The organism is Mesorhizobium sp. M6A.T.Cr.TU.014.01.1.1, assembly GCF_004022765.1.
Lineage (GTDB): Bacteria > Pseudomonadota > Alphaproteobacteria > Rhizobiales > Rhizobiaceae > Mesorhizobium > Mesorhizobium mediterraneum.
The window spans coordinates 188,963-202,359 of sequence record NZ_RZPG01000001.1 but is presented as its reverse complement, the minus strand read 5'-3'; the positions used below and the strand labels follow the sequence as shown (position 1 = coordinate 202,359).

The following is a 13,397-nucleotide window of genomic DNA, read 5'->3' as shown; positions in this document are numbered from 1 at the left end:
GACAGACTTTGCCAATACGGCTGTTTGGCGTATTAACTTCCCAAAAGGGAACCGTCGGGATGAAGGTAAAGCACTATGTTGATGTGCCGGGGTGCCCGGTGGAGGTTACGCTCGACCTTATCGACGGGCGTTGGAAGGGCGTCGTGCTATTTCATCTGCTCGACGCCGGCTGCTTGCGCTTCAACGAGCTGCATCGCCGTGTACCCGGTATCACCGCCCGGCTTCTCACCAAGCAACTTCGGGATCTGGAGGAGGCAGACCTGGTCAGCAGGACGGTCTATGCCGTAGTTCCACCGCGGGTGGAGTACCGCGTCAGCGAGGAAGGTGAAAGTCTCCGGCCTATTGTGGAGATGCTTTCGAAATGGGGCGAGGCGCGGCTCGAGCGCCAGCGTACGAAGCAGGCTGCAACTCACGCCCGCCGGACTGTTTCGCGGAATTCATAGATAGCGGCAGCATGCGGACTTTGAGATGGCGCAATGCGACCTTGAGGTTGGTGACCTCCGACACAAATTAATAATAACTGCAATATCAATAGCATAGTGGAAGTCGAGCTAGGGTCATGCTCCGGCGCCGGTCCACATGCACGAGGTCAGCCGCTGCGATGGCGAGCATGGTGTCTCGCTCGGCGGATGCACCAAGCAAGTATGAAATATATTTCTGCATATGAATTTTATTGACAGTTGAGCGAACTCCTGCAAATGATCAACTGCTGGGCCTCGGGAGGAGGTTCGGTGTCAGCAACCACGAGCGGCGGCACGTAAGTGTCCGACCGTCCAATTGACCAGGCTTCGGCCGAGGGAGGATTCTTGCGCAAATTTTTGAGCATGCTCGCCATTTCGGCAGCAGCCACCACTGTGTTGGGGGCAAGCCACGCCGCGGCCCAGGCCGCGAACCCGTTCAAATGCGAGCCGGGTGAAAAATACGTCATGAACGTCATGGTTTCCGGCGTCGAATATTGGTTCCCGGTCTACGAGATGTTCAAGCAGGCTGGACAGCAGTTCGGTTGCGAGACCGAATACACCGGAACGCCGGAATACGACGTGAATAAGCAGATAGCGACATTCGACCAGGCGCTGGCTCAGAAGCCGGCTGGCATCCTGGTGCATCCGATGAACTCCGATCCATTCATCGAGCCAATCAATCGGGCCATAGACCAGGGAACGGCAGTAGTCACATTCGCCGCAGATTCGCCCAACTCCAAACGAGTATCCTACATCACCTCCGACAACGTCGCCGAAGGCACCTATGCCGCCGATGCCGTTGCCAAGGCGATGGACGGCAAGGGTGAATACGCGGTCCTCGAAAACCCCGGACAGGATAATCACGACAAGCGCATCGCCGCCTTCATCGCCCGCATGGAAGCCAAATGGCCGGATATGAAGCTCGTCGGCCGCGCGGCTTCGAACCAGGACGCGACGAAGGCCTATCAGGCCGTGCTCAGCCTCGCCCAGGCGCATCCCGAACTGGGCGCAGTGTTCATGCCGGAAGCCAACTCGGCAATCGGCGCAGCGCAGGCCGCGAAGGAGGGCGGCGGCAAGATCCGAGTTATGCTGGCCGACGTCAACGCCAAGATCCTCGATATGATCAAGGCGGGCGAAATCTTTGGCTCGGTCAACCCGAACCAGGGCATGCAGGGCTACATGGGATTCATGCTGCTGTGGCTGGCCAAGCATCCTGAGCTGATTGATCCGATGAACGACGCCCGGCGATCCGGATTCAACAGCATGGGCGTGCCTTTCGTCGACAACGGCTTTTCCATCGTCACTGCGGAAAACGCTGACGATTTCTATTGGGATGCCTACCTCAAGCGGCGCGGCACCAAGGGCATCGAGGAATAAGGCTCGCCTTCTTCGGAGATCTCTCGGAAATGCTCGAACCGGACGGGGCGCGCTCGCGCCCCGTCGACCGGGCGACTATCGTCAATATCAACATCAATGCTGCAGGGGGACGGAGTGACTGCCGCCGCCATACTTGAAATCCGCGACATATCGAAATCCTTCGGCGCCATCAAAGCGCTGACCGGGGTCGATTTCACGCTGCAGCGGGGCGAAATTCACGCGCTGTGCGGCGAGAATGGCGCGGGCAAGTCCACGCTGATGAATGTCATCGCCGGCATTGTGCAACCCGACGAAGGCACCATCCGTCTCGAAGGCAAGGACGTCACCATCGCATCGCCATCTGCCGCGCAGCGGCTTGGCATAGGCCTCGTCCATCAGGAAATCGCGCTCTGCCAGGATGCTACGGTCGCCGAGAATATTCTCATGGCGGCGATCAACAACCGGCGTGCGCCGCTGATGAATTTTCGCCGGCTCTACGCCGATGCGCAAAAGATAATGGACCTGCTGGCGCCGATCCCGGTCCAGACGCCGGTCGCCGAGCTTTCGATTTCCAACCAGCAACTTGTGGAAATCGCCAAGGCGCTGACGCTCGAATGCCGGGTGCTGATGCTCGACGAGCCGACAGCCGCCCTGACCGAGACCGAGGCGCGGCGTCTTTTCTCAATCGTCCGCGATCTCAAGGCGCGCGGAATTTCAATCGTCTACATCAGCCACCGTATGGCCGAGATCTTCAGCCTGTGCGACCGCGTCACGGTCTTTCGTGACGGCAGATATGTAGCGACCGATTCTATCGCTTCGGTCACTCCCAATGATGTCGTGCGCAAGATGGTCGGGCGCGAAATCACGCAGCTCTATCCGCAAAAGCTCTCGCCTGAACGGCGCAGCGATCGTCCTGTGCTGTCGGTCGGGAATCTCTCCTATCGAGAGGGTTCGGACGGCGTCAGCTTCGCGCTTCGTGCGGGCGAAATTCTTGGCATTGGCGGATTGATTGGCGCCGGCCGCAGCGAACTGGTTCAGACCGTTTGCGGCTTGCGCCCGAAAGTGTCGGGATCTGTCGAACTCAATGGCGAGCCGGTCAACATCAGGACCTACAGCGATGCGGTGCGCGCGGGCCTGGTCTACCTCTCCGAGGACCGCAAAGCGTCGGGCCTGTTCCTGGACCTGTCGATTGCGTCGAACATCTCCGCGCTGGACCTTCGGAAACTGACCACCCCCCTTGGGCTGCTCGACCGCCGCGCCGAGGCAAAGCAGGCCACCGAGCTGGTGGAGCGCCACGGTGTGCGAATGGGCGGCATCGAGACACAGGTGTCGACGCTTAGTGGTGGCAATCAGCAGAAAGTGGCCATCGCCAGGCTTCTTTCGGTTGGCCCCAAGGTGGTCATTTTGGACGAGCCCACACGCGGGGTCGATGTCGGCGCCAAAGTGGAAATCCATCGCCTGCTTCGCGACCTTGCCGAGCGGGGCGTCGGCGTCATCGTGATTTCATCCGAGCTTCCGGAATTGATCGGGCTCAGCGACCGGGTGCTCGTCATACACGAAGGGACCATCGTCGGCGAATTAGGGGCGGACGAATTGACCGAAGAGGCGATCATGCTGCTGGCGTCGGGTGTCCGGCAGCAACGATCAAACGCAAGGCAGGCTCACAATGTCGCTTAGACAGACCGGAGGAACCCTCATGGACGCTGAAATCAAGGCCAGCGCCCCCGGGCTTGGCGGGCGCAACTGGCTGCGTCTGGGGTCAATGCGCGAAGCGGGGCTGATCGCAATCATGCTGGCGCTGTGCATCGCCATGACATTCGCCTCGCCGCATTTCCTGACCTGGGGAAATTTCCGCGCGATGCTGATGAGCTTCTCCATTGAAGGCATCGTCGTGGTCGGCATGACGATACTCCTCATTGTCGGCGGCATCGACCTTTCCGTCGGATCGGTGGTCTGCTTCTCCATGGTCGTCTCAGGCGCTCTCTTCCTGATGGGACTGGACCCGTGGACCGCGAGCCTCATCGGCATAAGCGCCAGCGCGCTGGTCGGCGCGGCGATGGGCTTCTTCGTGACCGTCATCGGGCTCAATCACTTCATCACATCGCTGGCGGCGATGGTGATCGTGCGCGGGCTTTGCCTTGTCATCACCAAGGGAACCCCGCTGTCGCTGTTCACCCTGCCGCCCGGGTTCAAGGCGATCGGCCAGGGCAGCTTCGGCAATGTGCCTTATGTCATCGTAATCTTTGTCGTGGTCGTGGCCATCTTCGATTTCCTGCTTCGGCGCGCCACCGCGTTCCGCAAGGTCTTCTATACCGGCAGCAACGAGAAGGCGGCTCAATTTTCGGGCATCAAGACCAAGCAGGTCAAATTCTGGGTCACGGTCCTCTGCTCGACCCTCGCGGGCTTTGCCGGCGTCATCTACATGTCGCGCTTTGGCGCTGCGACCCCGACCTTCGGCGCTGGCATGGAGCTCAACATCATCGCCGCGGCCGTGATTGGCGGGGCATCGCTCAATGGCGGCTCGGGCACCATCTTCGGCGCCATACTGGGCATGGCGCTGCTCTCCGTCGTCACAAGTTCGCTGATCCTGCTCGACGTCTCCGTCTATTGGCAGGATATGATCAAGGGATGCATCCTGCTCGCGGCGGTATCGATTGACCACTTCCTGCACAGCAGGAAATCCTGAGCAGCAGCGCAAGAGTTGAGCATCCATCATGTCACCAACCAATTCGCGGGACGACATCACGATCGTCCGCCAGATGTATCAGGCGCTTGTGCTTCATTACATGGAAGGCAAGACGCAGGCTGAAATCGCCAAGGAGCTCGGCATCTCGCATGCGACGGTCAACCGGCTGATCAAACGCGGTCATCAACTCGGGCTTGTCGAGATCAAGATCAAGTCGCCGATCGAGCAACTGGTCGACATCGAGGCGCGACTTGTCGCGATAGGTGGCATCCAAAGGGCCGTCGTCGTCCCTTCCGTATCGGACAATCCGCAGACCGCGCTCCAGCGCGTCGGCGAGGCCGCGGCCAGACTGGTGCTCGAGACGATCAAGGACGGCGATACGATTTCCATAACCGGGGGCAAGGGGGTGAGTGCCGTCGTCGCCGGCCTCAAGCCGAACCGCAGCTACGATGTCGAGGTCGTTCCCGCGACCGGCCTGGTCCAGGGCAAGCATTACACCGACGTCAATCATGTCGCGTCTCTGATGGCCGACAAGCTCGGCGGGCGCGCCTATCAGATTCACGCGCCGCTGTTTGCCGACAGCCCGGCCCAACGCGACATGTTGATGGGCGTCCGGGCCGTTTCGGACGTCTTCAGCAAGGCGCGGGAGGCAACGCTTGCGGTCGTCGGCATCGGTTCCATCCTGACCGACGATTCGAGCTACTACGATCTGCACCCGTCCTCAAGCGCCGACCGGCTGGCCATCGAGCGCTCGGGCGCGGCGGGCGAACTGCTCGCCCATCTCATAGACGGCAACGGCAAAATCGCGGACTACCGCCTCAACCACTCACTCGTTTCGCTGACACTCGAGGAATTCGCGACCATTCCGCAGTCGATCGGGGTTGCAAGCGGCGCAAGCAAGGTGGTCCCGATCCTCAGTGCCATGCGCGGCTCCCACCTCGATATCCTCGTCACCGACGAAACCACCGGCTTGAAAATCCTCGAGCTCGCCGAAGGAAATGCAGCATGAATTCTCGACAAATCACCCGCTCGATCGGCAAGTCCGGCGTTGTCACTTCGGCAGTAGGGCTCGGCACCTGGGCCATCGGCGGCTGGATGTGGGGTGGCACCGATGAAGCAGAATCGATCGCTGCGATCCAGGCGTCCATCGATGCCGGCGTCTCGTTGATCGACACCGCGCCGGCTTACGGTCTCGGCCGCAGCGAGGAGATCGTCGGCAAGGCCATCAAGGGCCGGCGCGACCGCGCGGTCATCGCCACCAAATGTGGCCTGAACTGGCATACGAAAAAGGGCAACCACTTCTTTGATCAGGACGGAAAGCCGGTGAACCGATATCTGGGCGCCGACGGCATCGCCTATGAAGTGGAGCAGAGCCTGAGGCGGCTCGGCACCGACTATATAGATCTCTACATCACCCACTGGCAGGACCCGACGACATCCATTGCCGAAACAATGGAAGCGCTCGAACGCCTTAAATCAGCTGGCAAGATCCGCGCCATCGGCGCAAGCAATCTCAACGCCGCAGAGCTGCAGCGTTATGTAGGAGCTGGCCAGCTCGACGCGATCCAGGAGAGATATTCGATGCTGGATCGCGAGATTGAGCAGACATTGCTGCCGTTCGCGCGCCAGCATCAAGTTGCTGCGCTCAGTTACTCGTCGCTTGCGCTCGGCCTGCTTTCGGGTGCGATCGATCCGGCGCGTGAGTTCAGCGGCGACGACCAGCGCAAAGACAATCCGCGCTTCTCTCAGGCCAACCGGCGCAAGGTAGCGGCTTTGAAAGATGCGCTGACTCCGGTCGCGGAGGTCCACCAGGCAAGCATGGCGCAGATCGTCATCGCCTGGACGCTGGCGCAGCCCGGCATCACCTTCGCGTTGTGTGGGGCGCGAAACGCGAAGCAGGCGGTCGACAACGCCAGGGCAGGGGAGATTTCGCTGAGCGCCGCGGAACTGGCGGCCGTCGATGCGGCGGTGGCCGGGCATCTCGTGGCGATAGATGCGTGATCGAAAGCGCATCCTGAGATGAATCGCATCCAGACGATCGCCGGCTTGCGCGAGAACCCCGATGTTGACGTGCTCGTCATAGGCGGCGGCATTAACGGCATCAGCGTGTTTCGCGAACTCGCTTTGCAGGGCGTCGATGTGCTGCTCGCGGAAAAGGGCGATTACTGCTCCGGCGCCAGCGCAGCCCTCTCGCGCATGGTTCATGGCGGCTTGCGTTATCTTGAAAACGGTGAGTTCAAGCTGGTCCGCGAATCTCTGCTCGAACGCGACCGGCTGTTGAAGAACGCGCCGCACTATGTCGCGCCATTGCCAACCACGGTGCCGATCTTCGACCTGTTCTCAGGCATAGCAAATGGCGCAGTCCGCTTCCTTGGGCTAAGCCGTCGTCCGGGCCGGCGCGGCGCATTGGTCATCAAGACCGGCTTGGCGATGTATGACTTCTTCACCGCCGCACGGCGTGTCGTCCCGATGCATAAATTCAGAAGCCGCGCTGAGACACTCAAGGTCTGGCCTGCAATCAATCCTGCTATCCGGAATTCGGCGACATACTATGATGCCTGGGTCAGCCACCCCGAGCGGCTGGGTACCGAGATGCTGTGCGATACCATGAAGGAGAAGCCGTTGGCCCGGGCGCTCAACTATGCACGCGTATCGCTCGACGACGCGAGCCTGGTGCTTAACGACGGACTATCCGGCGAAACGGTAGCCGTGAAGCCGCGGCTCGTCGTCAACGCAACAGGCGGCTGGATCGACTTGACCAATTCGGCGATCGGAGCCGTTGCGCCGAAGCTTATGGGCGGCACCAAAGGCTCGCATCTGATCGTCGACAATCGCGAGCTTCATGACGCGCTCGACGGCCACATGATCTACTACGAGAACGAGGACGGCCGGATCTGCATCCTGTTCCCCTATCTCGGCAACGTGCTGGTCGGCTCGACTGATATCCGTGTCGATGATCCCGACCAAGCGCGCTGCATGGATGACGAGCGGCAATACATTCTGCAGTCACTGTCCTTCGTGTTTCCCGGGATTGAGATCGCCGATAGCGACATCGTCTTTCAGTTCACCGGGGTGAGGCCGCTGCCGATAAGCCAAGACAGTTTTACAGGGCGCATACCCCGCGATCATTTCTGCGAACTCGTCGAGGGCGCCGGTATGCTGCCGCCGACGCTCTGTATGATCGGCGGGAAGTGGACAACCTTCCGATCGTTTGGCGAACTGGCAGCGGATATCGTGCTTGAGCGATTGCGCCGACAGCGCGTCGTCGGCACCGAAAACATGCCGATCGGCGGCGGCCGGAATTTTCCCATTGCTCCCGAAAAATGGTGCGCAGAACGCGCGACGGCGCACGGCCTGTCGCTTGAGCGCATGCGCAGACTTTTCGAGCGCTACGGTACCGCGGCGGATGCCATCGCCGCCCATATGGCAGCGGGACATGACGAGCTCTTGCCCGGCAGCGACTACTCGGCCCGGGAGGTTCGATATCTCATCGCCAATGAATATGTCGAGCAGTTGGAGGATCTGCTGCTCCGCCGCACGACAATCGCAATTACCGGTGCGCTCTCGGCCGACCTTCTCGATGCGGTTCTCGACATTCTCGCTGTCGAAAAGAACTGGGACGCCACGCGCAAGGCGTTCGAGCGCACCGATTTCCTCGCTTTGTTGCAACGCCGGCACGGCGTCGATCTCGACCAGCTATCCAAAAAAGACCAAGGAAGGAGCGCCGAATGCGCATCAACAAGAAAGTCCGCATGAACCGGTTGTTCGGCGGAGCGCGCTGTCTCGACGTCGCAATCGACCATGGCGTGTGCAACGAGCCGTCGTTCCTCGAAGGGCTAGAGGATATGGCCGGCGTTGTCGCTCAGCTGGTCGCCGCGGGACCGGACGCCATTCAGATGAATTATGGTCAGGCCGATCTGCTGCAGTCCTTGCCCGGCAAGGACAAGCCAGCATTGGTCATGCGCATAGACATGGGCAATCCATATAACAAAACCCGCCATCGCTCGATGTGGGCCATCCTGCAGAACGAAGCCGAGCCACTGATCGGCGCGCTCGAGATGGACGCCGCCTGCGTGGTCGTCAATCTGTTCATGCTGCCCGATGAGCCGGATCTCTTCCGGCAATGCGTCCACAACATTGCCCGCGTTCGCGCCGACTGCGAAAAATACGGCCTGCCGCTGATGATCGAGCCGCTGGCAATGCTGCCCAACTCGGAGCGCGGAGGCTACATGGTCGACGGCGACCCCGAAAAGATCGTCACCCTGACCCGGCTCGCCAGCGAGATGGGCGCCGACATCATCAAGGCGGACCCGACCACCGATCCGAACGACTTCCACCGGGTCGTGGCGGCGGCGCGCTGTCCTGTCCTTGTGCGCGGTGGGGGCAGGGAGGATTTGCGCGCCGTCTTCGACAAGTCGGCGGCGCTGATGGCGCAGGGCGCGGCAGGCATGGTCTATGGCCGCAACATATACCAGCATTCCAACCCTCGTGCCGTGGTCAGAGGTTTGATGGCGATCATCCATGAGAATGCGGACGGCGCGGCGGCCTGGGAGCTCTACCAACAAGAATAACCCTGGCGCTTGGGAGGAGCTTCAATGCAGCAATACATTCTGGGTCTTGATGCGGGCAACACCGTCATCAAGGCCATCATCTTCGACACCGACGGTCGCGAACTCGCGCTCGCCGCTCGGGATGGCCGCTCCTGCATGCCAAAGCCCGGCCATGTCGAGCGGGACCTCGGCGAATTGTGGCGCAACGCCGTCGAGGTCATCCGCCAGTGCCTCGACCAGTCGGGCATCGACCCCAGCGACATCGCGGTAATCGGCTGCGCCGGCCACGGCAACGGGCTCTACGCGCTGGACCGCGGTGGCGACCCGCTGCTCGGCATCCAGTCGCTCGACACGCGCGGCGTTGGCATCGTGAGCGAATGGGCGGCCGCGGGCGTTGGCGACCGGACCTATGTCCACTGCCTGCAACGGCCCTGGGCGGCGCAGACGCCGACTCTGCTGGCGTGGCTCAAGCGCCATGACCCGGCGCTTTTTGCCCGAATAGGCACCGTCTTCCTGTGCAAGGATTTTGTCGTCAACCGCCTCACCGGCGCGCGCTCAACCGAGACCTCGGATATGTCGGGCTGCGGGCTTTTGCACATGCCTGACCGACGCTACGAGCGTGAGTTGCTGGCCGCCTACAGTCTCGACGATTGCATGAAACTGCTGCCGAACGTGCTGGAAGCCTCCGACATCGCCGGCCATATCACGCGCGATGTCGCCGCCGCCACCGGCCTTCAGGCGGGCACGCCTGTGGTGGCTGGCCTGTTCGACGTCGTCGCCAGCGCCATCGGTTCGGGTGTCACCAGCACCGGCGCCGCCTCCATCATTGCCGGCACCTGGAGCATCAACCAGGTTATCACCGAAGAGCCGATCCGCGATCCGTCGATCTTCATGCTGTCGACATTCGATCCGGTGCGCTATCTCGCCATCGAATCGAGCGCCACTTCGGCCGCAAATCTCGAGTGGATCGTTCGTGAGTTCTTCGAGCATGCGCCGCCGGCAGGCGCATCGCCATTCGAGATCTGCAGCGAGCTTGTTGCCTCCGTCGATCCCGCGGGAGACATCCCGATCTACCATCCATTCCTCTACGGCTCGCAGCAGAACGGCAAGGCGCGTGCAGGTTTCTACGGTATCGCCGGCTGGCACACGCGGGCGCACATGCTGCGCGCACTGTTCGAGGGTGTCGTCTTCGAACATCGGCGCCATGTCGAGACGCTGCGCCAAGCGGGAGCCAATGTCAGCCAGGCGGTGCTTTCGGGCGGCGGCTCGCGCAGCGCCATCTGGCCGCAGATATTCGCCGATGTGCTGAACGTGCCGGTGACCGTGGCGCGCAGCCGCGAGACTGGTGCACTGGGAGCTGCAATTGCAGCCGGAACGGGTGTCGGCTTGTTTGCCGACTTCTCGGCGGGCGCCGCCGCGATGACCGCGCCCGACCGCTTCTACAAGCCCAATAGCGAGATCGCACCGTTCTATGAGCAGCGCTATCGTCTGTATGGCGAGATCAACCAGGCCATGGGTCCGCTATGGGACAGGATGGCAAGCGAACGGACCTCTAATTGACACAGACCGTTGCCGATTTTGGACAATACGACTTCATCATCGTCGGCGCGGGTTCAGCCGGCTGCGTGCTGGCCAACAGACTGTCGGCCAATCCAGGCATGCGCGTGCTGCTTCTGGAGGCCGGCGGCAGTGACCGCTACCACTGGGTCAACATTCCCATCGGCTATCTCTATTGCATGGGCAACCCGCGCACCGATTGGCTAATGAAGACCGAGCCTGAAGCCGGGCTGAACGGTCGTGCGCTCAACTATCCGCGCGGCAAGCTTCTGGGCGGCTGCTCGTCGATCAACGGCATGATCTACATGCGCGGCCAGGCGGCCGACTATGATGGCTGGCGGCAAGCCGGAAATCTTGGCTGGGGCTGGGATGACGTGCTTCCATATTTCCGCAAGTCGGAGGACCATTTTGGCGGTGCCAACGACCTTCATGGCGCCGGTGGCGAATGGCGCGTCGAGCGCCAACGCCTATCCTGGCCAATCCTGGATGCCTTCCGCGATGCTGCCGAGGAACTCGGCATCCCCCGGACCGAGGATTTCAACGGCGGGACCAACGAGGGGTCGGGCTATTTCGAGGTCAACCAGAGGAAGGGCGTGCGCTGGAATACCTCGAAAGCGTTCCTGCGGAGCGTGCTGCGGCGGCCGAATTTGCGCGTCGTGACCGGCGCCGAGACCGAGACCCTGGATTTCGACGGAGCTTGCGTCACTGGCGTTGTCTTCCGCATGGGCGGTCAGTTGCATCGTGCGCGGGCAGGCGAGACGATACTTGCCGCTGGCGCGATCAATTCGCCGAAGCTGCTCGAGCTTTCCGGCGTCGGCCGACCTGCCGTACTTCGCGCAGCAGGAATCCCGGTTCGCCACGCATTGGGTGGCGTCGGCGAGAACCTGCAGGATCATCTGCAGATCCGCACAGTCTTCAAGGTCGCCAATGCCTCGACGCTAAACCAGCGCTACCACAATCTGTTCAGCCGCGCGGCCATGGGCGTCGAATACGCCATTCGTCGCACCGGACCGCTGTCGATGGCGCCGAGCCAGCTTGGCATCTTCGCCAGAAGCGACCCACGCCTGGAGACGCCCGATCTCGAATACCATGTCCAGCCGTTGAGCACTGACAGGCTGGGCGAGCCGCTGCATCGCTTCCCCGCGGTCACGGTTTCGGTCTGCAACCTCAGACCGGAAAGCCGCGGCACCGTCCACATAGAGACGCCCGATCCGCAGACTGCCCCGAAGATCCGGCCGAACTATTTGTCCACCGAGGGAGACAGGACCGTGGCGGTAGCGTCGCTCCGCCATGTCCGCCGCTTGATGAAGGCGCGCGCCGTCGCCCGTTTCGCGCCCGAGGAAATGCTGCCTGGTACGCAATATGAAAGCGACGGAGATCTCGTCCGCAAGGCCGGCGATATCGGCACGACGATTTTCCACCCGGTTGGCACCTGCAAGATGGGCGCAGACCCGATGGCGGTGGTCGACGGTCGGCTGCGGGTGCACGGCATTTCTGGCCTGCGCGTCGTCGACGCTTCGATTATGCCGGCGATCGTTTCCGGCAACACCAACTCTCCAGTGATCATGATCGCGGAGAAGGCATCGAAAATGATCTTGCAGGACGCCAACCGTGAGAAATGATCGTCGGTGGCGCATCTGAGCTAAACTGAAACGAATGAGCAGTGCATGCGATTCTCGGCGTCCCGCCGAATCGATGTGTTCGACAGAGGTAGGACAAGTGCTTCGAAGCGCAGCACGTCACGTTGACACATCGGACGGCCCGTGGCGGGCACACTGCTCGGTTGGAGATGCCATCGGCTTCCCGGACTTGAAGACGGTCGATAACTGTCATATGTTTTGCACAGTAAATGTGACTGTGAGTATGACAAAAGGACGTCTATGGGTAAGGCCCTTAAGATACCGGTGCAGAATGAATCTCTGGTTTTGTCCTATATGGACCGGGCCGGGAAAATTGCCATTGACCAGGTGGCGGGCAGTTTTGGAATGTCCAAGAGCCAACTGGCGGAGACTGCCGGTCTTGCTCGCGAAACCCTCTATCGGCTAGAGCGCAGCCGCACGGCCAAGACACAGGGGCGTCTACGGGAAATGCTCGAGATCATCAGCCGCGTGGCCGATTGGGCGGGCGGCAAGGAACAGGCCATGGCTTGGTACCGAGCCCAGCCGCTGCCAGCGTTCGGCGGACGCACCGCCGAAGCCCTCGTGAAGGAAGGCAAAGCCGCCGCCGTTCGCGACTATCTCGATCATATGGCTTTGGGTGGCTTTGCTTGAGGTTTGTCGGAACCTGCTACGGGGCGCATGATCCACGTTGGGCATTCAAGCCGACTTCCGGTGATGGAGCGGCGATCAGGGGTGCCCGATTCAATCCCAAAGGCGTGCCGGCGCTTTATCTGGCGCTGACCGTCATGACAGCGGTCAAGGAAGCCAACCAAGGTTTCGCACATCGGATCGACCCCTGCGTGCTGTGCTCTTATGAGGTGGACTGCGGGGGCGTCACTGATCTGACAGCGGAGCAGGGGAGAGGAGAATCTTCTGTTACGCTCGCGGACATGGCCTGCGCCTGGGCGACGGCTCTCAGCGGGGGAGAGCGCCCTGCATCCTGGTCCATCTATGACCGATTGCGGCCTCAAGGCATTGCCGGTATTCTGGTTCCGAGTTTTGCTCCGGGCGCCGAGACGGAGGACCGCAACCTGGTGCTGTGGGACTGGGGTCCGGATCTTCCGCACAAGGTGAACGTGTTCGACCCGAGCGGCCGGCTGCCGAAGGACCAGCTGTCCTGGCGATGAAG

General features: G+C 61.4%; 12 protein-coding genes. All 12 read left to right on the top strand.

Translation table 11 applies throughout. The annotated features are described in order from the left end of the window. Positions 1-59 precede the first annotated feature (59 nt). The 12 genes from EN885_RS01005 to EN885_RS00950 all read left to right on the top strand — a co-directional run bounded on the left by EN885_RS01005 (position 60) and on the right by EN885_RS00950 (position 13,395). Positions 60-443, top strand: coding sequence for a helix-turn-helix domain-containing protein (locus EN885_RS01005; protein WP_095486262.1), 384 nt, complete (start codon positions 60-62; stop codon positions 441-443). A 363-nt stretch (positions 444-806) separates the two neighbouring features. Continuing rightward, positions 807-1,838 carry a substrate-binding domain-containing protein gene (locus tag EN885_RS01000; RefSeq protein WP_128241556.1) on the top strand — a complete coding sequence of 344 codons (1,032 nt, stop codon included), beginning with the start codon at positions 807-809 and terminating at the stop codon, positions 1,836-1,838. 114 nt (positions 1,839-1,952) lie between these two features. After that, positions 1,953-3,494: a sugar ABC transporter ATP-binding protein gene (locus EN885_RS00995; RefSeq protein ID WP_128241555.1), complete on the top strand. Its 1,542-nt coding sequence runs from the start codon at positions 1,953-1,955 to the stop codon at positions 3,492-3,494. A gap of 19 nt (positions 3,495-3,513) precedes the next feature. Beyond that, a complete protein-coding gene (locus EN885_RS00990) occupies positions 3,514-4,503 on the top strand; it encodes an ABC transporter permease (protein WP_126103135.1) in 990 nt (329 codons plus the stop codon). Between the two features lie 28 nt (positions 4,504-4,531). Beyond that, on the top strand, positions 4,532-5,512 hold the full coding sequence (locus tag EN885_RS00985) for a sugar-binding transcriptional regulator (protein WP_128241554.1): 981 nt from the start codon (positions 4,532-4,534) through the stop codon (positions 5,510-5,512). Then, positions 5,509-6,504, top strand: coding sequence for an aldo/keto reductase (locus tag EN885_RS00980; protein WP_128241553.1), 996 nt, complete (start codon positions 5,509-5,511; stop codon positions 6,502-6,504). The genes EN885_RS00985 and EN885_RS00980 overlap by 4 nt, the downstream gene beginning before the upstream one ends. An 18-nt stretch (positions 6,505-6,522) precedes the next feature. Beyond that, positions 6,523-8,259 (top strand): glycerol-3-phosphate dehydrogenase/oxidase, encoded by a 1,737-nt coding sequence (locus EN885_RS00975; protein ID WP_128241552.1) that lies wholly within the window; start codon positions 6,523-6,525, stop codon positions 8,257-8,259. After that, positions 8,232-9,074, top strand: a complete 843-nt coding sequence (locus tag EN885_RS00970) for a class I fructose-bisphosphate aldolase (protein ID WP_095486269.1) — start codon at positions 8,232-8,234, stop codon at positions 9,072-9,074. Before EN885_RS00975 ends, EN885_RS00970 begins: the two co-directional genes overlap by 28 nt. A 24-nt stretch (positions 9,075-9,098) precedes the next feature. Next, a complete protein-coding gene (locus tag EN885_RS00965) occupies positions 9,099-10,613 on the top strand; it encodes an FGGY-family carbohydrate kinase (RefSeq protein ID WP_128241551.1) in 1,515 nt (504 codons plus the stop codon). Further along, on the top strand, positions 10,610-12,232 hold the full coding sequence (locus tag EN885_RS00960) for a GMC family oxidoreductase (protein ID WP_128241550.1): 1,623 nt from the start codon (positions 10,610-10,612) through the stop codon (positions 12,230-12,232). Before EN885_RS00965 ends, EN885_RS00960 begins: the two co-directional genes overlap by 4 nt. A 258-nt stretch (positions 12,233-12,490) precedes the next feature. Further along, positions 12,491-12,880 carry an antitoxin Xre/MbcA/ParS toxin-binding domain-containing protein gene (locus EN885_RS00955; protein WP_128241549.1) on the top strand — a complete coding sequence of 130 codons (390 nt, stop codon included), beginning with the start codon at positions 12,491-12,493 and terminating at the stop codon, positions 12,878-12,880. After that, on the top strand, positions 12,877-13,395 hold the full coding sequence (locus EN885_RS00950) for an RES family NAD+ phosphorylase (RefSeq protein WP_128241548.1): 519 nt from the start codon (positions 12,877-12,879) through the stop codon (positions 13,393-13,395). Before EN885_RS00955 ends, EN885_RS00950 begins: the two co-directional genes overlap by 4 nt. Positions 13,396-13,397: the final 2 nt, after the last annotated feature.